This window comes from Acidobacteriota bacterium, from assembly GCA_034211275.1.
Classification (GTDB): Bacteria; Acidobacteriota; Thermoanaerobaculia; order Multivoradales; family JAHZIX01; genus JAGQSE01.
In genome coordinates, this window is sequence record JAXHTF010000031.1 from 22,909 (window position 1) to 47,778 (window position 24,870).

At 72.1% G+C, this 24,870-nt stretch carries 4 protein-coding genes; all 4 read right to left on the reverse strand.

What is annotated here, in order from left to right; genetic code table 11:
- Window positions 1-7: 7 nt before the first annotated feature.
- From SX243_07690 to SX243_07705, 4 genes are read right to left on the reverse strand one after another with little or no spacing between them, the layout of a single operon-like run.
- The gene (locus SX243_07690) at window positions 8-12,592 is read right to left on the reverse strand and encodes an amino acid adenylation domain-containing protein (protein MDY7092837.1); all 12,585 of its coding nucleotides are present in this window, start codon (window positions 12,590-12,592) and stop codon (window positions 8-10) included.
- Complete coding sequence (locus tag SX243_07695; protein ID MDY7092838.1) at window positions 12,589-17,115, reverse strand: amino acid adenylation domain-containing protein; 4,527 nt, start codon at window positions 17,113-17,115, stop codon at window positions 12,589-12,591. Before SX243_07695 ends, SX243_07690 begins: the two co-directional genes overlap by 4 nt.
- A gap of 40 nt (window positions 17,116-17,155) precedes the next feature.
- Window positions 17,156-19,366 carry an FAD-dependent oxidoreductase gene (locus tag SX243_07700; protein MDY7092839.1) on the reverse strand — a complete coding sequence of 737 codons (2,211 nt, stop codon included), beginning with the start codon at window positions 19,364-19,366 and terminating at the stop codon, window positions 17,156-17,158.
- Entirely contained in the window at window positions 19,366-24,864 is a 5,499-nt protein-coding gene (locus tag SX243_07705) for a beta-ketoacyl synthase N-terminal-like domain-containing protein (GenBank protein ID MDY7092840.1), read from the reverse strand. Before SX243_07705 ends, SX243_07700 begins: the two co-directional genes overlap by 1 nt.
- Between the last annotated feature and the right edge of the window lie 6 nt (window positions 24,865-24,870).

The following is a 24,870-nucleotide window of genomic DNA, read 5'->3' on the forward strand; positions in this document are numbered from 1 at the left end:
AGGGCGGTCATGGCCGCTCCTCCCGCGGTGTCTCGAGGGCTTCGCTGAGGCGCTGAGCCACCTCGCCCACCGGAGGGCCGAGAACCAGCGAGTAGTGATCGCCTTCGAGGTCCACCACCTTCAGCTCCGGCAGCAGCCGCCGCCAGCCGGCGGCGTCGACGGGGCCCCTAGCGTCGGGAGAACCAACGGCGCGCAGCAGCGTCGCCGGTCCGGTATAGCCCTCGGGGCGATAGTCCACCAGCAGACGATGATGCCGGCGGAAGATCTCCCAGGCCGCCCGCACATCCTCCAGCGCCAGATCCTCCGGCAGCAGCCCGCGGCGATGAGCACGCCGCAGGAGCCCTTCGAGACCGCCGCGGGGATCGAGCCCGGCCAATGCTTCCGGCGCCACCGCCGCCCCGGGCCGGGACGCCAGCAGGTCGAGACCAAAGCGCCCCAGAAGAGTCGCCTCGTCCACCTCGGGCATGGGCGGCAGCTGAGGATCGATCAAGACCAGCGGCTCTACTTCCTTCCCAACAGCTTCCAGCTGCCGAGCCATCTCGTAAGCCACCACTCCGCCCATGGACCAGCCGGCGAGGCGATAGGGTCCGTCGGGCTGGTGCTCTCGCAGGGTCCTGAGGTAGTCGGCGGCCAGCTCTTCCAGAGTGTCCGGAGATCCCTCCGGCGAGGCCTGGAAGGAGACGATGGGCTGCTGCGGATCGAGCTGCCTCGCCAGCGGCGCGTAGCACAGCACCTGGCCGCCGATGGGATGAATCAACACCAGCGGCGGGCCTTCCCCGGGGCGCAGCTGCACCAGCGATCCCTCCGCCGCCGAAGACTGGCCGCGCACCAGCAGCGCCAGAGCCTCCGGCGTCGGATGACTGAACAAGGTCGCCACCGGCAGGCTGACCCCCAGCCGCCGCCGGATGCGCGCCATCACCCGCACCGCCATCAAGGAGGTACCGCCGAGGGCGAAGAAATCGCTGGTGGGGGTCGCCTGGTCAGAATCCAGCAGCTCGCCGAAGAGCTCCACCAGGGCCCCTTCGGTCTCGTCCGCCGGCGGCCTTTGGGCCACCCTCGGAGAAACGATCTTCACAGCCGCCTCCGGAGCCACGACCTCCTCCGCCACCATCTGCGAGCGCTCCTGGGGCGGCAACCAGCCAAGCTCGGCGAGAGGAGCTTCAGGGGCCTCGACGACGCTCTCCAAGAGGGTCTGGAAGCGCTGCCGAAGGTCCTCGATGGTGCTGCGGTCGAAGAGGTCGACGGCGTATTCGAGACCGCCCACGAGAACGCTGCCGCCTTCGTCAGCCGCCTCTCCAAGATTCAACGTCAGATCGAATTTGGCGCTGGTGCCCGCGACCCCCACCGGTTCCACCTCCAGCCCCGGCAGCGCCGCCCCCTCGCCGGGGGTGTTGCGCAGGGCCAAGAGCACCTGGAAGAGCGGCTGGCGGGAGAGGTCCCGGCGCGGCGCCAGCGCCTCCACCAGGCGTTCGAAGGGCACTTCCTGGTGGGCGTGGGCGTCGAGCACCCGGCGCCGAGCCTGAGCCAGAAGCGCGGCGAAGGTGGCCTCCCCGGCCTCGGCTCCCAGGTCCATACGCAGCACCAGGGTGTTGACGAAGAAGCCCAGCAGCGGCTCCAGCTCCCGCCGCAGGCGCCCCGCCACCGGCGTCCCCAGGAGCAGATCCCGCTGCCCCGACCAGCGGGCCAGGAGCAGCGAGAAGGCCGCCAGCAAGACCATGAAGAGGGTCGCTCCGTGCTCCCGGCCGAGGGCCTCCAAACGCTCCCCGAGGACCGCCGGCAGACGCACCGGCACCGAGGCGCCGCGGTGGCTCTGACGCTCCGGCCGCGGGCGGTCGGTGGGCAGATCGAGATGCTGGGGCGCCCCCGCCAGCTCCCGACGCCAATGCTCCACCTCCGCCGCCAGCACCTCGCCGGTGAGGCGCCGGCGCTGCCAGGCCGCATAGTCGGCGTATTGCACCGGCAGCGGCGGCAGAGCGTCGGTCTCTCCACCCTCACCGTAGAGCCGCGCCACCTCGCCGACGAAGAGCCCCATGGACCATCCATCGGAGACGATGTGATGCTGGTTGGTCATCAGCAGGTGGTGGTCCCGGGCCAGACGCACCAGCAGCGCTCGCAGCAACGGCCCCCGAGCCAGGTCGAAGGGCCGGGCGGCCTCCTCGGCGGCGAGGCCCCGAGCCATTTCTTCGGCGGTCTCCGAGGGCAGCCGCGACAAATCCACCGCCGGCAAAGGTACCGGTCGGGGCGGCAGGATGACCAGCCGCGGAGCGCCCTCGCTCTCCGCATCGTCGGCCACCGGCGGGAAGAGGGTGCGCAAGACCTCGTGGCGCTGGCTCACCGCGCTCAGCGCCGCCGCCAGCCGAGCGGGACGCAGCAGTCCCCGAAGGCGGAGCGGCGCGGGCATGTTGTAGGTGGCGCTGGCCCCCTCCAGACGATCGAGGAACCATAGGCGCTCCTGGGCGAAGGAGAGGGGCAGGGGCTCGCCGTCCCGCGGCACTGGCTCCAGCGGAATTGGTTCCAGCAGCGCTCCCCCCACCGCTTGGCCTTCCGCCTGCTCCAGGTGACGGGCCAGAGCCTCGAGGGTCGGGTGATCGAAGAGGCGCCGCAGCGAGAGCTCAACCCCCGTCTCCTGCCGCAGCCGCGACACGACGCGGGTGGCCAGCAGCGAGTGGCCACCGAGCTCGAAGAAACTATCCTGACGGTAGACCGCGTCTCGGCCCAGGAGCTCGCACCAGATGCCGGCGAGAAGCCGTTCGCCGACGGTGGCGGGGGGCTCCTGAGGCTTGTGCGGGGCGTCCACTTCCGGCAGCGCCTTGCGGTCGATCTTGCCGTTGGGGTTGAGGGGCAAGGCGTCCAGCACCACCAAGAGCGAGGGCACCATGTGGGCCGGCAGCCGCTCGCCGAGCCAGCGCTGCAGCTCCTCGGTGTCTAACTCGGCGTCCAGCTCCGTCTCCGGCCGCGGCTCGAGATAGGCCACCAGCGAGGCCTCCCCTCCACGGGTGCGCACCGCCACCGCCGCCATCGCCACGGCGGGATGGGAGCGGATCACCGTCTCGATCTCCCCCAGCTCGATGCGGAAACCCCGCAGCTTGACCTGATGATCCCGGCGCCCCAGATAGTCGAGGCGGCCGTCAGCGAGGTAGCGCACCAGATCGCCGGTACGGTACATGCGCCCGCCGGCCTCGCCGCCGTAGGGGTCGGGGAGATAGGAAGCGGCGGTGAGGGCGGGGCGGCGGAAATATTGGCGGGAGAGCCCGTCCCCGGCCAGGAAGAGCTCGCCGCGGGCGCCCCGGGGCAGCGGCCGGAAGTCCGGTGCCAGCACGTAGCCGCGGGTGCCGGTGAGGGGCCGGCCGATGCGCGGCGGATCCGCCGTGTCGCGTTCGACCCGCTCCTCCGTCGAATAGGTGGTGTCCTCCGAAGGTCCGTAGAGATCGTAGAGCGCCCCTACCCCGGGGAGGGCGTGGACCGCGTCCGCCAGGGAGCGGGCGAGGGGCTCCCCGGCGAGGTTGATCCCGCGGACGCCCTCCGGCACTCCTTCCTCCCGCACCAACACCGCCATCGCCGACGGCACGGTGTTGACCAGGGTCACCCGCCGCCGCACCGCCTCCGGAAGGGTCAGCAGGCTGAGAGCGTTGTCCGCCAAGATCACCGCCGAGCCTCGGGCCAGGGGCATGAAGATCTCGTAGATGGACAGATCGAAGCACACCGAGGTCGCCGCCAGGGTGCCGGCGGTGACCTCCGGCGGGAAGCGCTCCAGGGCCCACTCCACCATCCGGGACGCGCTGCGATGCTCGATGGCGACGCCCTTGGGCCGCCCGGTGGAGCCGGAGGTGTAGATGAAATAAGCCAGGTTTTCCGGCCGGGCTCGCTCGTCGAGACTGAAGCCGCGAGGGGAAACCGGAACCGAATCCGGCGTCCCTTCCCCCGCCGGCTCGGCGGCGGAATCCGCGAAGAGCACCCGCAGCCCGCCGTCCCCAAAGCGGGCACCGCGGAAGTGCGGCGCTTCGAAGCGCGCCGCCTGGGTCTCGTCCGTCACCACCACCGGCGCCCGGGAGTCCTCCATCATCAACTCGATGCGCTCCTCCGGATACGCCGGATCCAGGGGAACGTAGGCGCCGCCGGCGCGCAGCACCGCCAGCAGGGAGACCACCAGGTCGGCGCGGCGGGGCAGGCACACCCCCACCGCCACCTCCGTCCCTACCCCCACCGCCGCCAGCCGGCCTGCCAGCCGGCGGCTGCGCGCTTCGAGCTCGCGGTAGCTGAGCTCTTCCCCTGCCGCCACCAGGGCTGTCGCGTCCGGGGTTCTCGCCGCCTGCTCCAGGAACCGCCGGTGGAGGGTGGGAAGCTCGCCCAGGGGCACCCGCCCCGGCGCACCGTTGAGCTCCCGCAGCAGCTGATGCTCCTCCGCCGCCGACAGCAGGCCGAGGGTCGACACCGGGCGCCGGGAATCCTCCACCGCCGAATTCAGCAGCCGCTCCAGGTGACCCGCCAGGCGCTGCACGGTGGTGGCGTCGAAGAGGTCCGCAGCGTACTCCAGGGAGCCTTCGAGGCTGCCTTCCGGGCGCGGGCCCAAGGTCAGAGAGAGGTCGAATTTGGCGGCGGCGGAGCCGGTGGCCACGGGCGTCAAGTCGAGATCCGGCAGCTCCAGCGGCTCCGACGGCATATTCTGCAGCGACAAGAAGACCTGGAAGAGGGGCTGGGCGGAGAGGTCCCGCTGCGGCGCCAGCTCCTCCACCAGCCGCTCGAAGGGCAGTTCTTGGTGGGCGTAGGCGTCGAGGGCGCGATGGCGGGCCTGCTCCACCGCCCCAGCGAAGCCAGGGTCGGCGCGCAGGTCGAGGCGCAGCACCAGGGTGTTGACGAAGAAGCCGATGAGCCCCTCCAGCTCGCTGCGCACCCGCCCCGCCACCGGCGAGCCCACCAGCAGGTCCCGCTGCCCGGACCAGCGCGCCAGCACCGTAGCCCAGCCCGCCAGCAGGACCATGAAGAGGGTCGCTCCGCCCTCCCGGGCCACGGCGTCGAGACGCTCCGCCAGCGCCGCCGGCAGCCGCACCGGCACGGTGGCGCCGCGATAGCTCTGCACCGCCGGCCGCGGGTGATCTACCGGCAGCTCCAACCGCTGGGGAGCCCCCTCCAGCTGCCGGCGCCAATGCTCCACCTCCGCCGCCAGTCGCGAAGCGTCGAGCCGGCGACGCTGCCACAGGGAGTAGTCACCGTATTGCACGGGCAGCGAGGCGAGCTCATCAGCAAGCTCATCTAGCAGCTCATCTGGCAGCTCCCTGGGCGAGCGCTCCGGCGCCGCCACCGCCCCGCGGTAGGCGGCGGCGATCTCGCGTACGAAGATGCCCATGGACCAGCCGTCGGAGACGGCGTGGTGCTGATTCGCCACGAAGACATGGTGCTCACCGCCGAGACGCAGGAGCAGCGCCCGCAGCAGCGGGCCTCGTTCCAGATCGAAGGGGGTGCCCGCCTCGGCGGCGCCCAGGCGGCGGGCGATCTCCCGGGCCGCCGCCTCCGGCAGCCGCGACAGATCCACCACCGGCAGGGGCACCGGGCCCGGCGGCGCGACGATCTGCAATGGGCCGCTGGGTCCCTCGCGGAACGTGGTCCTCAGGCTCTCGTGGCGGCGAGCCACCGCCGCCAGCGCCGTCGCCAGCGCCGCCGGCTGCAGCCGTCCCTCGAGCTCCAGAGCCGTGGGCAGGTTGTAGGCAGCGCTGGCCCCCTCCAGACGGTCGAGGAACCACAGCCGCTGCTGGGCAAAAGAGAGGGGCCGGGGCTCGTCGCCGGGGGCCGGCAGCACCGGATCCTGCGCCTCTTCCCGCGCCGCGTCCAGGGCTCGGCCGAGATCCTCCAGCGTCGGATGATCGAAGATCGCCCGCAGGGCCAGATCGACCCCGGCGGCGTCCCGTAGCCGCGAAGCCAGGCGGGTGGCCAGCAACGAGTGGCCGCCGAGCTCGAAGAAGTCATCCTGCCGGGCCACCGAAGGCACCGAGAGGAGGTCCTGCCAGATCTCCGCCAGCAGCTCCTCCGAGGGGGTGGCCGGCGGCTCCCCCAACCCCGCCGTGGTCTCCGGATCCGGCAGCGCCCGGCGATCGATCTTGCCGTTGGCGGTCAGGGGCAGCTCCGCTAGAGCCATCACCGCATCGGGCACCATGTAGGCCGGCAGCTGCTGGGAGAGATGGGCCACCAGCAGCTCCTCCAGATCCGCCGGAGAGACGGCCTCCTCCCCCTCCCGCGGAGCTTCCGGCACCACCCAGGCGAGGAGGCGCTTGTCCCCGGCGGCGTTGCTGCGCGCCAGCACCACCGCCTGGGCCACCGACCGGTGGTCGGCGAGCACTGCCTGGATCTCTCCCGGCTCGATGCGGAAGCCGCGGATCTTGACCTGGAAGTCGAATCGGCCGAGGAAGTCGATGCGCCCGTCGGCCAGAAAACGCGCCCGGTCTCCGGTGCGATAGAGGCGGTCCCCGGGGCGGCGGGGCTGGGCGCGGGGGACGAAGGCCTGGGCGGTGCGGCGGGGGTCGCCGAAATAGCCCCAGGCGAGACCGTCGCCGCCGGCACACAGCTCCCCCGCCACCCCCACCGGCGCCGGCACGCCGTCGCGGCCGAGGATCACCACCTCGGTGTCCTCGATGGGGCGCCCCACGGACACCGGCGCCTGCACCTCCTGCGGCCGGGTCATGCCGTGGCAGGTGGTGAAGGTGGTGTTCTCCGTCGGGCCGTAGGCGTTGGTCAGGGTTCTCGTCCCCGGCATCGCCAGCAGCCTGCGCATATGAGGAGGCGAGCCCACGTCCCCGCCGGTGAGCACTTGGCCGACCTCCGCCAACGCCGCCGGATCCTCGTCCATCACCATGTTGAAGAGCCCGGTGGTGAGCCACAGGAACGACACCCGGTGGCGCCCCAGGGCTTCTTTCAAGCTCACCACCGAAGGCACCCGCTCTTCGAAAAGCACCAGCGGCGCGCCGTGGAGCAAGGCGCCCCAGATTTCCAGGGTCGAGGCGTCGAAGGAGACCGGCGCCAAGAGCAGGAAAGTCTGGTCGGCGGCGAGCCGCGCCCAGCCCGCCTCCAGCACCAGCCGGGCCACCGCCCGATGAGGCACCGCCACCCCCTTGGGCCGGCCGGTGGAGCCCGAGGTGTAGATGATGTAGGCCAGATCCGAGGCATCGAGGGGCAGCCCCAGGGGAGCGTCGTCGAGCTCTTCCAGCAGCTCCCCGGAGGCCTCCACATCGACCATGGTGGGCAGATGTGGCAGCTTCTCGGCGAGCTCCTGGGACAGTGCCCCCGGCAGCTCCCCGGCGGTGATCAGAATCGCCGCTCCGGAATCCTCGATCAGCAGCCGTAGCCGCGACTCGGGCAGCGCCGGATCCAGCGGCACATAGGCGCCGCCGGCTTCGAGAATGGCCAGCAGCGAGCCCACGAGCCGCGGCTCACGGTCGAGGAGCACCGCCACCCGATCCCCCCGGCGCAGCCCCAGCTGCCGCAGATACCGCGCCAGCCGCCGTGACCAGGTAGCGAGGCGGCCGTAGCTCCAAGGATCTGCCGAGGCATCCACGGGCACCAGCGCCGGGACGTCGGCGCACCGGGACACGGTCTGCCCGAAGAGCTCCGGCAGCGAGCTCTCCCGCGGGTAGCCGGTCTCGATGCCGCGCCACTCCACCAGCAGCTGATGACGCTGGGCGGCGGAGCTCCACGGCCAGCGGGACAGGGGCAGCTCCGGCGTCGCCGCCACCGCCGCCAGCACCGCTTCGAGACTCGCCGCCAACCGGCGGGCGGTGGTGCGGTCGAAGAGATCCCGATCGAGCTCCAGGGAGCCGGCAAAGCCCTGGGGATGCCGCGACAGGGAGAGGGTGAGGTCGAATTTGGCGGTGCGCGCCGGCGGCGCCCAGGGCTCCAGGGTCAGCCCCGGCAGCTCGATCTCGCCGCCGGGGGCGTTCTGCAGCGCGAAGACCACCTGGAAGAGGGGCGGCACGCCGGACTGGCGCCGCGGCGCCAGCTCCTCCACCAGCCGCTCGAAGGGGATCTCGCCGTGGGCGTAGGCCTCCAGGGCCACCGGCCGTAGTCGCTGCACCAATGCGGTGAAGGAAGGATCCCCGGCGAGATCGAGGCGCAGCGGCAGGGTGTTGACGAAGAAACCCACCAGCCCCTCCAGCTCCCGCCGCGGCCGCCCCGCCACCGGCGAGCCCACCACCACTTGATCCTGCCCGCTCCAACGGCCCAGCAAAGCCTGGAAGGCCGCCAGCAGAAGCATGAACGGGGTGGCTCCCAGGGCCCGGGAGAGCTCTTCCAGCCGCTCCGATGCCTCGGCCCCCAGACGCACCGGCACCGACGCGCCGCGGTAGCTGGGCACCGACGGCCGAGGCCGGTCCGTGGGCAGCTCGAGCACCTCCGGCGCCCCCGCCAACCGCCGCCGCCAGATCTCCAACTCCGCCGTCAGCCGCTCCTCCGTCAGCCGCCGGCGCTGCCAGCGGGCGTAGTCGGCGTATTGCACTGGCAACTCCGGCAGCACTGGTAGCAGCGAAGCATCGCCACCGGCAAAGGCCTGATAGAGCGCCGTCAGCTCGCCCATGAGGACGCCCATGGACCAACCGTCGGAGACGATGTGGTGGAGGTCCAAGAGCAGCAGATGGTCGTCTTTCCCGAGACGCACCAGCCGGGTCCGGAGCACCGGCCCGCGCTCCAGGTCAAAGGGCTGAGCCGCCTCCCGCGCCGCCAGCCGGTAACCTTCCTCCCGCACCGCAGACTCCGGCAAGTTGCGCAAATCCACCACCGGCAGCGGCACCGGCGCTGGCGCTGCCACGACCTGCACCGGGCCCTCGGCTTGGTCCTGGAAGCGAGTCCGCAAGATCTCGTGGCGACGCATGATCTCGGTGAACACCCGGGCCAGCACGGCGGGGTCGAGGGCCCCGCGGCAGTGCAGCACTGCCGGCATGTTGTAGGCGGTGCTGCCGGGGTCCAGGCGGTCCAAGAACCATAGCCGCTGCTGGGCGAAGGAGAGAGGCTCGGGGCCTTCCCCTGGCTCGGTTCCTTCCCGTTGCTTGGGCAAGACCGGCTCCGCCTCGGCGCTGCCGGCGAGACCCGCCAGACGCCCGGCGAGGCCCTCGACGGTGGGGTCTTCGAAGATGGCTTGGACGCCCACCTCCGCCTCGAAGGCGTCGCGGATGCGCCCCGCCAGGCGGGTGGCCAGCAGGGAGTGACCGCCGAGCTGGAAGAAGTCGTCGGTGACGCCCACCTCGGCGGTCCCCAGGACCTCGCTGAAGAGGCCAGCGAGGATTTCCTCGGTGGCGGTGCGCGGCGCCACTCCCTCTCCCGCAGACATCTCCGGATCCGGCAGGGCCTTGCGGTCGACCTTGCCGTTGGCAGTGAGGGGGAGGGCGTCGAGGACCACGATGGCGCTGGGCACCATGTACTCCGGCAGCGCCGCCGCCAGATGCCGGCGCAGCTCGGCGGCATCCGGGGTGGCACCCTCCGCCGCCCCCACCCAGGCCACCAGGCGCTGGCCGCCGGCGCCGTCGTCGCGACCCAGGACCACCGCCTCGGCCACCTCCGGCAGCTCTTCGAGACGAGTCTCCACCTCCCCGGCCTCGATGCGGAAGCCACGAATCTTGAGCTGGTGGTCGAGGCGGCCGAGGAACTCCACCACCCCGTCCGCCCGCCGCCGAGCCCGGTCACCGGTGCGATAGGCCCGAGCCCCCGGCGGTGCACCCGGGGCCGCATCCGGAACGAAGACGGCGGCGGTGGTGGTGGGGCGCCCCAGATAGCCGGCGCTCACCCCGGCGCCTCCGAGGACGATCTCGCCGGGAGCGCCGAAGGGGGCCTCGTCCCCCCAGCGATCCACCACCCGCAGCACCGCTCCGGGCAGCGGCCGGCCCACCAGGGCGCCCGGCGCCGCGCCGTCCTCTTCCACGGCCTGGGAGGCGCAAATGATGGTGTCCTCCGTCGGTCCGTAGAGAACGTGGACGCCGACGGCCGGACCGAAGGCCGCCCGCATCTGCGCCAACAGCGCCGGCGGCACCCGGTCGCCGCCGACGAAGAGGGAACGCAGGCGCGGATGGCTGGTCTCCCGGGCCGCCGCGGCAGCGGTGAGCTGAGCCATCAGCGCCGGCACCGCGTGCAGCCGCGTCAGCGCCGGAAGAGCCTCAACCACCGGCTCCATGGCGCGCACCGCCGAGCGGGAGAAGAGCACCGCCTCACCACCGGCCAGCAGGGTCGGCAGAAGCTCGAAGAGGAAGATGTCGAAAACCGGCGCGGCGAGGACCGCGGCGCGGTCGTCGGCGTCGAGGCGGAAGCGCTCTTGGCTCGCTGCCAGGGTCTGCTGGAGGTTGCCGTGGCTGACCACAACCCCCTTGGGCCGGCCGGTGGTGCCGGAGGTGAAGAGCACGTAGGCCGGATCCTCCCCGCCGGGTTCCGGCGGTAGCGCTCCTAGCGAATGGGCCCCATCGGCGGCAGCGCCCTCCTCCAGCAGCTCCGCCCGGCGCACGACCCGGGTCCCGGCGGGCGCATCGAGGCCCGGCGGCAGCTCCTCCTCGACCACCAAGAGAAGGTCCTCGGCTCCCCCCGAAGCGTCGTCGAGAATCTGCCTCAGTCGCGCCGCCGGCTGTTGCGGATCGAGGGGCACGGTGACGGCGCCGGCGCGCCAGGCCCCCAGCAGGGCGGCGACCAGCGCCGGCGAGCGCTCCAGGGCCAGGGCCACCGGCTGCCCCGGTCCGACGCCGCGGGAAGCCAGGGAGCGGGCACAGCGTTCGACCCACACTGCCAGCCCACGGTAACTCCAGCGCTCATCGTGGTTCCAGCTCTCCCCCGCTGCTTCCTCTCCCCCCGAAACAAGGGTCAGGGCCGGAGCATCGGGGCTGGAGGAGACGACGCGGCCGAGGCGCGAGAACAGGCTCGGTTCTCCGCCTTCCGCCCGGTGCCTCGACCCCGATGTCACCTCCGCCATCAGCTGCCGACGCTCCGCCGGGGACAGCTGGGGAAGACGCCTCACCGGCGTCTCCGGAGCCTCCAACGCCCCCGCCAGCAGGACCTCGAAACGCCGCGCCAGGCGCTCCATGGTGGCGGCGTCGAAGAGACGCCGGGCGTAGCGCAGGCCCAAGCTCAAAGCGCCGTTCGCCTCCGGGTTGAGATTGAGCTCGAGGTCGAAGATCTCCGCCCCCGGCGGCGATGGCAGTGACCGCAGCTCCAATCCCCCGGCGGCGAGCCGGGGCCGCGAGGCGTTCTGCAGCGCGAAGAAGACCTGGAAGATGGGCGTGTGCACCGCCGAGCGCCGGGGAGCCAGCTCCTCCACCAAGCGCTCGAAGGGCAGATCCTGGTGGGCGAAGTCGGCGAGGGTCTGGGTGCGCACCCGCTGCACCAGCGCCTCGAAGCTCTCCGCCCCCCGCAGCCGGGTACGCAGGGCCAGGGTGTTGACGAAGAAGCCCAAGAGCGGCTCGATCTCCGCCCGGTTGCGGTTGGCCACCGGCGTTCCCAGCACCACGTCCAGCTGGCCGCACCAGCGCCCCAGGAGGAGCTGGGCGACGGCCAGCAGCACCATGAAGGGGGTCGCTTCGAAGCGCCGTCCGAAGGCCTCGGCGGCGCGGGAAAGATCCGCCGGCAGCGCGTGCCGCACCGCCCCGCCGACGCAGCTGCCGCCGGGAGCCCGGGGCCGGTCCAGGGGCAGCTCGAGCAGCTCCGGCGCCCCTTCCAGCCGCTGGCGCCAATGCTCCAGCTGCCGCTCCGCCTCCCCCTCCTCGGTCATCCGCCGCCGCTGCCAGATAGCGTAGTCGGCGTATTGCACCGGCAACCGTGGCAGCTCCGGCAGCTCCGCCGCCCTCACCTTTGCGTCCCCTTGGAAGCTGGCAGCCTCGAAGCCAGCAGCTTCGAAGAAAGGGTAGAGCACCGCCAGCTCGCGGATCAGCAGACCAGTGGAGAAACCGTCGGAGACGATGTGGTGCTGGGTGATGAGGAAACGATGGCTCGCCGGAGCTCCGGCGTCACCGGGCAGGCGCAGCAGCCAGGCCCGCACCAGCGGCCCGCGGCCGAGATCGAAGGGGCGCCGCCGCTCCTCGACGGCCAAGGCATCGGCGACGGACCCGGCGGCCTTCCCCGGCAGCCTCGAAAGATCCACCACCGGCAGCGCCCGCGCCGCCGGCGGGTGGATGATCTGCACCGGCGACGCGCTCTCGCCGGCGGCGCCGAAGGTGGTGCGCAGAACCTCGTGGCGGCGGCGCACGGCGTCCAAAGAGCGGCCCAGGGCCCGCACCGACAGCGGTCCCGCGAGCTCGATGGCCTGGAAGAGGTTGTAGGCGGAGCTGCCGGGCTCCAGCTGGTCGAAGAACCACAGCCGCTCCTGGGCGTAGGAGAGCGGCGGCGGGCCCTCCCTTGGCTGCGGCTCCAACGGTTCCTCGTCGCCCGCTCCGACCTGCTGCAGGAAGGTCAGCAGCTCGGGCTTGCGGCGCACCAGCTCGGCGCGGAGCTCCGGCGGCAACCCGCCTTTGGGGGCGCTGAAGCGCAGCCGCTCCCCTTCCGCCCACACCTCGATGTCGGCGCGGTGGAGATGGTCGAGAAAATCGACCAGCGACAAGCGGGCCAGATCCTGCTCGACTGCGCTGGGCCCCGAGGTGGTCAAAGGTCCCCCTCCTCCCGTTCCTCGTCGGCTTCGTGACGGCGGGGCTCGGCAGCCTGGCGCCGCAGCCGCAGGGTCACCTCCAAAGTGCGGGCCAGATGCGCCACGGTGGGGGTGTTGAAGAACTCCGCCAGCGACGGCTCCACCTGCCAGCGATCCCGTACCCGGGCCAGCAGGCGGGTCGCCGAGAGGGAATTACCGCCGAGGTCGAAGAAGCTCGCCTCGACGGAAATCTCCGGCCGTTCCAGCAGCTCGGACCACAGCTCCGCCACCTCCGCCTCCAGCTCGGTGCGCGGCGCCACCACCGCGGCAGTGGCCGCCAGGGCGCGGCTGCCGAGGCTCAGGAGGGCCTTGCGGTCGACCTTGTCGCGGCGGGTGAGGGGCAACTCGTCGAGGACCGAGAAGACCTCCGGCACCATGTACACCGGCAGCCGGCGAGCGAGGGTGGCGCGTAGCTCCTCCACCGACGGCTCGGCCTGATTCCCGGACCCATCCCCGGCGGGCACGACAAAGGCCTCGAGCTTCGCGGAGGCGCCGTCCTGCCGGGCCACCACGGCGCATTGGGCCACCGCCGGATGATTCGCCAGGGCCGCTTCCACTTCCCCCAGCTCGACCCGGAAGCCGCGGATCTTCACCTGGCCGTCGCCGCGACCAAGGAATTCGAGGGATCCGTCGCGGCGCCAACGGGCGCGATCACCGCTGCGGTAGGCCCTCTCACCGTCGGGACCGGTGGTGAACTTCTCGGCGGTGAGCTCCTCCCGCCGCCAATAGCCCTGGGCCACTCCCGGCCCGCCGATCCACAGCTCCCCCGGCACGCCGGTGGCCACGGGCTCGCCGGCCTCGTCCAGCACCCACAGGCGGCAGCCCGGCAAGGGCCGGCCGATCATCGCGCCGGGAGCGCTGCCGTCCTCCGGCACCGACCAGGAGGCGCAGAGAATCGCCGTTTCGGTGGGGCCGTAGAGCACCCGAACTGCGCCTTCGGAAGAGCTCGCCTGGGGGAAGACCGCGGCGAGATCCACCAACAGCTCCGGGGGCACCCGGTCGCCGCCGACGAAGATCTGCCGCAGCCCGGATATCGGCCCGGTCTCGTCCTTCAGCAAGCGATCCACCACCTGGCGCAGCAGCGCCGGCACGCCGTGGATAGAGGTCCAGCCGCCGAGCCGCGAGATCAAATCATCGAGATCGAGGGTCGGGTGGTTCTCCACCAGCGCCACCGAGCCGCCGGCGAGGAGGGGTCCGAAGAGCTCGAAGAGGAAGATGTCGAAGGCGAAGGAGGCCAGGGCCGGGGACGCCTCCCCGGGGCGGAAATCGAAGGCCTGCCCCACCGCCGCCAGGGTATGCCCCAGGTTGCCGTGACTCACCGCCACCGCCTTGGGCTCGCCGGTGGTGCCGGAGGTGTAGAGCAGGTAGGCCAGATCGTCGCCGGTGGATTCCGGCGGCAGAGGCTGAGCGGAGTCTTCGCCGGCCGCCAGCACTTCCGCCAGGTCGAGGATGCGCACTCCCTCCCCCAGCTCCCCCAAGCCCCCGGCAGCGCGAGCCAGCTCCTCGTCCACCAGCACCAACGGCGCACGGCCGTCCGGCGTCGCGTCGCGCACCATGAAGACCAGCCGCTCCGCCGGCAGCCCCGGATCGAGGGGCACATAGGCCGCCCCGGCTGCCCAGGTGCCGAGAATCGCCGCCGGCAGCTCCACCGAGCGCCCCAGGAGCAAGCCCAGCCGGTCCCCGGGCTCCACCCCCTGGGCGACGAGCCCCCGGGCCAGCCGGCGGGCCAGATTCGCCAGCTCGCCGTAAGTCGACGTCCGCCCGGCAGCGCTCAACGCCGGGGCAGTGGAGTAACGCTCCGCCACGGCGGCGAAGGCCTCCGGCACCGGAATTCCTTCGGATGCGAGCTCCGGTCCGGCGGCCCACTCCTCGAGCAGCTGCCGGCGTTCCTCCGGCGCCAGCATCGTCAGCTCCGTCAGCGGCGCCGCGGGATTCTCCACCGCCGCCGCGGCCAGGCGGGCGAAAGAGTTCATCCAGCGCTCCACCGAAGCGCCATCGAAGATCTCGGTGCTGTAGGTCACCGAGCCCCGCAGCGCATCCCCCTCGGGCCAGAAAGAGAGGGCGAGATCGAATTTGGCGGCGGTGGCGGCGGTGGGCAGCGGCCGCACCCTGAGGCTGCCCAGCTCGAGCTCCGGCCGGGGGGCATTCTGCAGCGCCAGGAAGACCTGCGCCACCGGGGTGCGGCCGGCGTCGCGCACCGGCGCCAGCTCCTCCACCAGCCGCTCGAAGGGCAGGTCCTGATGCTCGAAGGCGTCGAGAGCGGTACGCCGCACCGTCGCCAGCAGGTCCTGAAAGCTTTGCCCGGCCTGGGGCTCCAGCCGCAGCACCAGGGTGTTGACGAAGAAGCCGATGAGGGGCTCCAGCTCCGGCCGCACGCGGTTCGCCACCGGCGTGCCCACGGGCAGGTCGTCGCCGGCGCCGAGACGGCGTAGGAGCACGGCGAAGACCGCCGCCAGGACCATGAAGAGGGAGGCGTCGGTGCGCCGCGCCAGGGCCTCCAGCCCCGTCGCCACCGCCGCCGGTAGATCCACCGTCAGCCGCGCTCCGGCACCGGAACGCACCGGCGGCCGGGGATGGTCCCGGGGCAGCTCCAGAAGCTCCGGAATGCCTTCCAGCCGCTCCTTCCAATAGCCCAACTGGCGATCCAGCTCGCGGTTCCCGGCCTCGCCGGAGAGCAACCAGCGGCGCTGCCAGGCGGCATAGTCACCGTATTGGATGGCCAGCGGCGGCAGGGGATCCTGCTGGCCGGCGTCGAAGGCGCGGTAGAGGGCCGCCAGCTCGCGGATCATCACCCCCGTGGACCAACCGTCGGAGACGGCGTGATGGACGTCCAGGAGCAGGTGATGGTGCTCGTCGCCCAGCCGCAGCAGCACGGCCCGTAGCGGCGGCCCCTGCTCCAGGTCGAAGGGCAGCTTCGCCTCGCGGCGGGCCAGCGCCGTCAAATCGACGTTGGCGAAAGGCAGCCGAGGCCGCGGGTCGATGCGCTGGAGGACTTCTTCCTCCGCGCTTCGCCCTTCCGCCGCTTCGCAGAGCACCGTGCGCAAGCTCTCGTGCCGTTCGACGATGCGCCGCAGGCTGCGTTCCAGCACCGCCGGCGCCAGGCGGCCGCGCATCTCGATGCCCTGGGCGATGTTGTAGACGCTGGAGGTGGGATCGAGACGGTAGAAGATCCACAGCCTTTCTTGAGCGTAGGACAGCGGGGCCGTGCTGCCAGGACCGCGAGGCACCGGCATCAGCGGCGGGCCGTCGTCGGCGGTGGCGCGGCGTTGCCCGGAGAGGAAGGCCAAGAGCTCCTGCTTGCGTTCTTTCAGCTCCTGCCGCAGCTCCGCCGTCAGCGCCCCGGCGGGAGCCTTGAAGCGCAGCGCGCCGTCCTCCTCCCACAGGCGGATGCCGTGCTCGCGCATGCGCGCCAGCAGCCGCACCGGCCCGTCCGAAGGGCCCGCCTGGTCGGCGCCGAGATAGGCCTTGGCATGGGCGATGATGTCCAGGGCAGCGGCGCGCACCGACGGTTTCTCGCGGTGCTGCAGGGTCCAGCGCAGCACGAAGAGAGCGCGGGCTCGGAGGAAGAGCGGCAGCTGCTCCTCGGCACCGGCTAGGGGCCGGACTGAACGGTAGCCCCGGAGCAGGGCGTCACGCATCTCCTCGAAGGCCGGCGAGCGGGCCACCGGCAGCAGCGAGCAGGCGAGATCGTAGAGAAACCAGCCGGTGCCGCAGTCGGCGAAGTCGAGAGCCGCCACCCGGCCCTGGTGGAAGAGGTAGTTGGTGACCTGGAGGTCGCCGTGGATCATCCCCCACTGCGCGGCCGTCCCATCGGCCGCCGGCGCCGCCAGCGTCTCCCGCACCTCGGCGGCCACGGTGCGCACTGTCTGCGCCTCCTCCGGGCTGACGAAACCTGCGCCGAGATCGCTGCCGGAAGCATCCGCGAGAGGGCCCCCGGGACCGAGGAGATGATCGAGATCGTAGACCGGCCGGCGGAAGGAGTCGGGGGGCTGGAAGCTCTCGGCGGCGCGGTGCAGTCGCCCCAGGAGCTCCCCCAGGCGGCGATAGTCGGCGGCGCCTGGGAGAGCTCCTGGGCCGCCCTCCAGAGCCCGGCCGGGAAGCCAGGTGAAGAGGGCGGCGAAGCGGTCCTCGGCCCAGGCCACCGCGGTGCCGCCACCCTCGGCCTCCACCGCCTGGGGCACCGTCACGCCGGCGGCGGCGAGATGGGAGAGCCACAGCGCTTCCGAGATCACCTCCGCCTCGCCGTAGCGGGCCTCCTCGGCGAGATCCGCATCGTAGAGCCGCAGAGCAAAGGTCTCGTCGCCGGAGTCCACCCGCAGGGTTAGATCGGTGCCCTCGGAGAGCACCGCGACGCGCGCCTCCGCCAGCCCCCAGGCGGCGAGGATCTCCCGCGCCTTGGGCTCGAGGGATGGGCGCTCCCGGGACGAGGCCTCCGGAGATGCCGGAGAGCGGGAGCCGGCGGTGGATGCTTGGGATGAGGTCATGGTGAGAAAATCTCCGTCGGCGATCAGCAAGTGGTCTCGGTCATAAAACAAGCGCGGTGCGGTAGGCCTCATGGATCGTCGCCGTCAGGTTGCGGGGAGCCCGGGCATCCCCCACCGTGAGGATCTCCGGCAGCGGCCCATCCAGGTCTGGCGCCAGGTCCGGAGCCAGCCGCCGCAGCCATGCTTCGGCGCTGTCGCCAGCCTCACCCACGGTGGCCTCCGCGCCGGCGGCGAGGACCAGGGTGGCGGCCTCGACGGTTTCCCCGCCCCCGGGGCTGGACACCTCCAGCCGTCCTTCGGCGGCGCTCCAGGAAACCGCCTCCGCCGGCGCCAGCACCGTCACACCGCGCTCCTTCAAAGCCCAGGCGAGATGCATCCGATGATCCGCCGGCGCCGAGGCGGCGAGCTCCTTGCGCCGCCCCACCAGAGTCACGGCGAGGCCCGCCTCGGCGAGGCGCAGGGCCGTCTCGCAGCCCACCAGCCCGGCCCCCACCACCGCCGCCGGCCCCGACGGCAAGGAGCCGGCTGCAACAGCGTCGAGAACCTCCGCGGCGGTGACGGCGTCGCCGGCGAAGGCGGGACGGAGGGGAGCAGCGCCGGTGGCCAGCAGCACCGCGTCGGGATCGAGCTCCGCCAGCGTGGCGGCGTCGAGCTCGCGGCCACGGTGAATGGTGACGGTGGAGGCCTCCACCCGCGCCACGAGGTGATCGAGGAAGCTCTTCCAGGTCTCGCCGGCGGCGCCGGTCTTGGATGGCACCCGCAGCTGGCCGCCGAGCTCCGGGGAGCGTTCGAAGAGATGCACGCGGTGGCCGCGGAGCGCCGCCACCCGGGCCGCCTCGAGACCGGCGGCGCCGCCGCCCACCACGATCACCGTTCGAGCCTCGGCGGCCGGGACCGCCTCCGGATCGGGGAGCTCGGCCTCGTGGCCCAACCGCGGATTGACGGCACACACCGCGCCGGGCCGGCGATGGGCCGGGTCGAGACAAATATTGCAGTAGATGCAAGGCCGCACCTCTTCTCCGCGGCCGGCGAGAACCTTGACGGGAATGGCCGAGTCCGCCAGCAGCGCCCGCCCCAGGCGCACCATGTCCAGCTCCCCGCGCTCCACCGCCCGCGCCGCCGCCGCCAAGGGTACCCGGGAGGTGATGCCCACGGGCAGATCCACCGCCCGGCGCACCGTCGCCGCCGCCTCCAGCAAGAAGCCCTCGGGCCAGGCCATGGGGTGCACCCGCGGTGGGCCGAAGACGGTGGCAGAGAGATCGAGGCCGTCCACGCCGGCGTCCTTCAGCAGCCCAGCGGTGACCATCGTGTCCTCCAGGGTCAGGCCGCCGGGACGCGGCTGCGGCGAGGCGCCGGGCTCCACCTCGAAAGCGCTGAGCCGGCAGAAGAGGGGAAAGTCCCGCCCCACCCGCCGGCGGATGGCGGCGACGATCTCCAGCAGGAAGCGGGCCCGGTTCTCCACCGAGCCGCCGTAGCGGTCCTGCCGCTGGTTGGCCAGGGGCGAGAGGAACTGGGCCACCAGGTAGCCGTGGGCACCGTGGATCTCCACCGCGTCGAAGCCCGCCAGCTGCGCCCGGGCGGCGGCCTCGGCGAAGCGCTCGACAACGGCGGCGATGCCCTCCTCGCCGAGCTCCCGGGGGGTCTCGCCGCGGTGGTTGGGAGTCGCCGACGGCGCCACCGGGGTCTCGCCGGTGAGGGCCGCGGAGGTACGCCGACCGGCATGCTGGAGCTGGATCGCGATTTTCGTCTCGAAGCTTGCCCCGGCTTCTTTCACCGTGGTCACCAGCCGCTCCAGCGCCGGCAGCACGCTGTCGTCGTCGAGGCGCAGCTGGGCCGGCGACAGGCGCCCCACCGGGGTCTCGACGCAGGTCGCCTCCACCACCACCAGGGCGGCACCGCCGCGGGCGCGCTCGGCGTAGTGGGCGAAGGTGCGTTCCGTGGGCGCACCGCCGGGATCGTTGTAGTCCACCTCCATGGGGGAGAGCACCATGCGGTGGGCAAGCTCCAAAGAGCCCACCCGCAAAGGCGTGAGGAGCGGAGCCAGGGCGGGATCCGCCCCCGCCGAGCTGCCGGCTGCCTGGCGCATCAGCTCCGCCGCGATCTCGCTCTTCCGGCGCACCAGCGCAGCCCGCAGCTCCGCCGGCGGCGGGCCGCCGGGAGTGCGGTAGCGCAGCCTCTCGCCGTCGAGGCTGAGCTCCACCCCCGCCTGCCGCAGGCGCTGCACCAAATCCGCCGTCGTCGTTCCGGCCATCAGATCTCGCCGACCTCCTCCCCGGCCCCCACCGCCACCGCGCCGCCGGCCTCCTCGGCCTGCACTTCGGTGGTCCAGCGAGCGACTTCGATGCTCTCGGCGACGTCGGCGACGGTGGCGCCGTCGAAGAAGCTCTGCAGCGCCAGCTCGACCCGGAAGGTGCCACGCAGCCGCGACACCAGCTGGGTGGCCATCAGCGAGTTGCCGCCGAGATCGAAGTAGTTGTCGTGCAGCCCCACCCGGTCGAGGCCCAGGACCTCGGCCCAGATCTCCGCCACCTGGCTTTGGATCTCGGTCTCCGGCGCGGTGTAGGGCTCGGGCAGGTCCTCCGGGCGCGCACGCAGCTCCGAATCCTCTCCAACCGCAACCTCATCGCCCCCGAAGGAACGCCGGCGGCGAGCCTCCAGGTCGGTGGTGGAGAGCACCACCCGGCTGCCCTCGGCGGTGGCGGCGAGGCGCAGCAGATGCCCCAGCGCCTGGGGCACCTCGGCGCTCTTCACCGCGTCCTCGGGAAGCCGGGCAGCGGTCTCGGCGCTCTCGTGGCCGTAGCGCACGGCGTCCCAATCGACGCATAGGAAGCGGCCGGCGGAACCGGCCAGACTGCGCGCCTGGGCCGCTAGACCGAGGTAGAGATCCGCCGCGCAATCCACCGCCACCGCCAGGCCGCCGAGCACCGCCGCAACGGTGGAGGCGAGGAGGTGGATCGCCGGGCGGTCGGCGAGGGCGGCGCTGACGCTCTCGAAGGCCTCCAGGCGCCCCCGCAGGCGGTAGGCGAGGAAGTCGGCATCGAGCTCGCCGAGGGTGCGGGTGAGCTCCGGAGACAGCTCCGGCGCTCCGTAGATCACCGCCTGCACCTCACTATTGGCCTTCCCAGCGACCTCCTCCAGCCTCGCTACGGCGGCGGCCACGGCGGCCGGAGCACCGAGATCCACCGCTTCCGCCAGCACCCGGACGCCGTCGCCCTCCAGCGCCAGCAGACGGTCGATGCGGGCCGCGGCGGGATCGTCGTCGCCGGCCTGCCGGCGCCACTCCTCCCAGGAATCCCGCGGCGGCAGGCCGGAAGCGCCGACCACCGCCAAGATGAGATCGTTCTCGTCCGGACCGGCATCTCGATGCTGCGCCGCCAGCGACTCCGCCGCCGCCAGCTCCAACGGTCCGGCACCGCCCACCAGCAGCACCAGGCCGGAGATGGGGAGCGGAGCGGACTCCGGCGGCGGCGCCAGCTGCTGGAAGCTCTCCACCCAGCGGTGCCGGCCGCGGTAGGCCACCGCCGGCTCCGACGGACGATGGAGCAGCTCCGCCGTCAACTGATCGAGCAGCAGCTCCCGGCGAGGGCCGGAAACCCCAGCGGCCACGTCGATGGCTCGGCAGAGCAGGTTCGGATACTCCCGCGGCAGGCTCAGGCTCGCCGCCAGCGGCAGCGCCAAAGCGGGGTCCAACTCTTCGTCCCCCACCACTTCCCGGGCACCGCTGGTGATCAATTCACACCGCAAGGTCTCGCCGCGGCCGGATCCCGCCCAGGCACGAGCCAGATGCGCCTGGCTCCAGAACATCTGGCTCCAGAAGGAGCGCTGGTGCTCCTCGGCGAGAAGATCTTCCAGGCCTCCGGCGTCAGCACTCGCCGCGGTCTCCAGCCCCCAACCGTGGACCGCACCGGCGATGGGCAGGTCGCCGAGGGCGGAGAGCAGCTGCAGATAGTCCGCCTCGTGCAGCGGGTGCACCGCGTAGGCGTCCTCTCCCTGAGCCTCGAAGCTCTCGCTGGCCCGCACCGTGATCACCCGACGGCCCGCCCGGGAGAGGCGCTGACCCAGCTCGTCCCCGAGGGTTCCCGCCTCGCAGAAGCACAGCCAGGCGCCCTCGGGGGCGATCTCCTCCACCGCCGGAGAGCTCTCGCTGCGGTTCCAGGAGGGAGCGTAGAACCACTCCTCCAGCGGCCGGCGTTGGCCGGGATCCCGGGAGAGATTCGCCATGGCGGTCTGGCGGTCCATCTGAGGCTCGGCCCAGATGCGCTCGCGCTCGAAGGGATAGGTGGGTAGCGGTAGCCGCAGCCGGCGCTCGTCCTGGTAGAGCCCCCGCCAACTCACCGGCGCACCGGCGAGCCAAAGGTTGCCGAGGGTGGCCAGGAGGCGAGCCGAGGCCGGGAGCTCAGAACCGCCCTCGCCCGCCGAGGGCGCCAAAGCCGGCAGCAGCTCGAAGCTCTGGGCCGCCGGCGAGTCGGAGCTCTCGGAGGCTTGTCGAGCGGCTTCCGCCTCCGCCAGGCCTTCCCCGCCGAGAGCGGCGGTGACCGCCGCGAGGGTTCCCGGCAACGCCGTCGCCAGTGCCGCCGCCGGCCGCGCCGGGGCCTTCAGCGAAGCCAGCCAAAGGCCGGGAGCCTTGACGTCGGCGGCCTCCACTGCGGCCTCCACTGCGCTCCCCCGGGAAGCCAGCAAGAGCCGGGCCCGGGGAGCCTCCGCGCCAGCGGCGGCCGTTTCGGCGCGCTCGCGGAAGGCTTCCAGCGCCGCCCCGGCGGTGGCCGGCAAGGGCGCCGGGCCGAGGCGGAAGGCGTCGACCTCCAGCTCCTCCAAGCGAGTCTCCAAAGCGTCGACGGCGGCGGAGGCGCCGCGCACCCGGCACGGGCCCTCGGGCAGCTCGTAGACCGTCTCCAGGCCGTCGAGCTCCGCCAGCAGGCCCACCGTCTGCTCCGCCGAGGCGTAGATCTCCATCACCTCGCCGATCTCCGCCGCCGCCAGCACCGCGCCGCGGGCCAGCGCCAGATTCAGAGCCTCGGCGGCGGAGAGAGCACCAGCGGCCACCGCCGCCGGCAACTCGCCGCTGCCCCAGCCCACCACCCGGTTGGGTTCCAGCCCCCAGGTTCTCCACAGCTCGCCCAGGGCCACCTGCACCGCCGCCACGGCCGCCGCGAACGCGCGGGCATCGGGCTCCGGAGAGGCCGGCAAAGAGACGGGATCGAGCTTCAGGCCTTGCTCCCGGAGGATCGCCAGGGCCTCGTCCAGAGCCTTGCGGAAGCTCGGCTCCGCCTCGTAGAGCTCCGCCACCAGGGCGGCGTCGAGGTTTTCCAGGTCGGGGAAGACCAAGGCCACGCGGCCACCGTCCCCGGCGTCGAAGGCGGCGCCGGTGCGATGCTCCGGCAGGGTGCTCAGTACCTCCGCCGCCTCCGCGGCGTCCCGGGCCAGCACCCAGCGGCGCAACGGCCAGGCCTTGCGCCCGGTCTGCAGAGTGAAGGCCACATCCGCCAGCGGCACCTCCGGGTGCCCCGCCAGATAGCCCTCGAAGCGTTCTCCCAACGCCCCCAAGGCCGTGCTGGTGCGCGCCGACAGCGGCAGCAGCTGCCAGGTCCGGCCCGCATCGCCGGGCACCGGCGCCGGCGGCTCTTCGAGCACGAAGTGGGTGTTGGTGCCGCCCACGGCATAGGTGTGCACCGCGGCTCGCCGCGGCTCTCCATTGCGGGGGAAGTCCCGCAAATCGGTGTTGACGAAGAACGGGCTGGAGTCGAAGTCGATACGCGGGTTGGGCTCCTGATAGTGCAGGCTCGGCGGAATCTGGTGGTTTTCCAGCACCAGCGCCGTCTTGATCAACGCTGCGACACCGCTGGCGGCGTCGGTGTGACCGATATTCGATTTCACCGAGCCGATGGGCAGGAAGCCCCGGCGCTCGGTGGTCAGGGTGTAGGCCTTGGACAGAGCCTCGATCTCGATGGGATCACCGAGCTCGGTGGCGGTACCGGTGGCCTCCAGATAGCCGATGTCGTCGGCGCCGACGCCGGCCACCGCCAGCGCCTCCGCCGCCGCCCGCGCCTGGCCGCTGACCCCCGGGGCGGTGAAGCCCACCTTCACCGAACCGTCGTTGGCCAGCGCCGAGCCCTTGATCACCGCGTGGATGTGGTCGCCGTCGCGCTGGGCGTCGGAGAGCCGCTTCAAGAGCATCACCCCGGCGCCGTTGCCGTGGACGTTGCCCCGGGCCTGGGCGTCGAAGGAGCGGCAGTGGCCGTCCGGCGACGGGAAGCCGCCCTCCTGGTAGAGGTAGCCCATATTCTGCGGCACGCGGATCTGCACGCCGCCGGCCAGGGCCATGTCGCATTCGCCGCGCATCAGGCTCTGACACGCCAGGTGGCTGGCGACGGTGGCGGTGGAGCACGCCGTCTGCACGGTGAACGCCGGCCCCTTCAAATCGAAGTGGTAGGCGACGCGGGTGCACAGGTAATCGTTCTGGTTGCCCACCAGCAGGCCGATGCGGGTGAGGAAGGACGACATGACGTTGTAGGGGTCGTAGTCGTAGAGGGCGTTGAACAGATAGCTGCTGATGTTGACGCCGCCGAAGACCCCCACCACCGAGCCGGTGTCGTAGGGGTTGTAGCCGGCGCGCTCGAAGGCCTCCCAACAGCACTCCATGAAGATGCGCTGCTGCGGGTCCAGGAGCTCCACCTCGTCTTTGCTGCCGTAGCCGAAGAAACGCCAGTCGAAGCGGTCGACGTCGGCGACGGTGCCCTCGGCGCGGACGTAGTCCGGATGCCGGGCGAGCTCGGGATCGACGCCGGCCTCCAGCACCTCTTCCAGGGTGAAGAATTCGATGCATTCGAGCCCCGCCGTCAGGTTGGCCCAGAACTCCTCCGGGGTCACCGCCTTGGGATAGCGCAGGGCCATGCCGACGATGGCGATGTCCGTCTCCTGATCGACGGTCTTCTTCTGCACTCGGGCGCGGGCGCGCTCGAAATGCTGCTCCACCTCCGCGGCGGCGCCGGCGGCGCGGCTCAGGTGCTCCGCCAGGGAGGCCACCGTGGGGTAGGTGAAGAGGTCCACCAGGGTCAGCTCGGGATGCTTCTGCTGCAGATCCAGGTGGATCTGGGTGAGCAGCAGGCTGTGGCCGCCGAGCTCGAAGAAATTGTCGTGGCGCCCCACCCGGTCGACCCCCAGCACCTGCTGCCAGAGGTCGGCGATGGTCTGCTCCACCTCGCTCTCGGGATCGACGTAGGCCTGCTCCAGCTCCGGCCGGTCGCCCTCCGGCTCCGGCAGCGCCTCGCGGTCGAGCTTGCCGTTGGCGGTCACCGGCAGCGAGTCGAGGGTGACGTAGCGGGACGGCACCATGTAGTCCGGGAGCTTCTGCTGGAGGTACGGCCGCAGCTCGCCGCCGGAGACCTCCATCCCCTCCTCCGGCACCATGTAGGCCACCAGCCGCTGATCCCCCGGAGTGTCCTCGCGGACGATGACCGCGGCGTCGCAGACGCTCTCGTGGTCGGTGAGGGCGGCGGCGATCTCTCCCAGCTCGATGCGGTAGCCGCGCACCTTGACCTGAGCGTCGAGGCGGCCCAGGAACTCCAGATTGCCGTCTGCCCAATAGCGTGAGCGGTCGCCGGTGCGGTACATACGTCCGCCGGGGATCTCGCTCCACGGATCGGGAAGAAATTTCGACGCGGTGAGCGCCGGCGAGCCCATGTAGCCGCTGGACAGGCACTCGCCGGCGATGTAGAGATCCCCGGCGACGTTGAGGGGCTGGGGCTTCAACTTGCC

Coding starts and splice junctions, on each gene's coding strand:
- SX243_07700 (MDY7092839.1), bottom strand. CDS start 19,366: ATGGCCGGAACGACGACGGCGGATTTGGTGCAGCGCCTGCGGCAGGCG.
- SX243_07695 (MDY7092838.1), bottom strand. CDS start 17,115: ATGACCTCATCCCAAGCATCCACCGCCGGCTCCCGCTCTCCGGCATCT.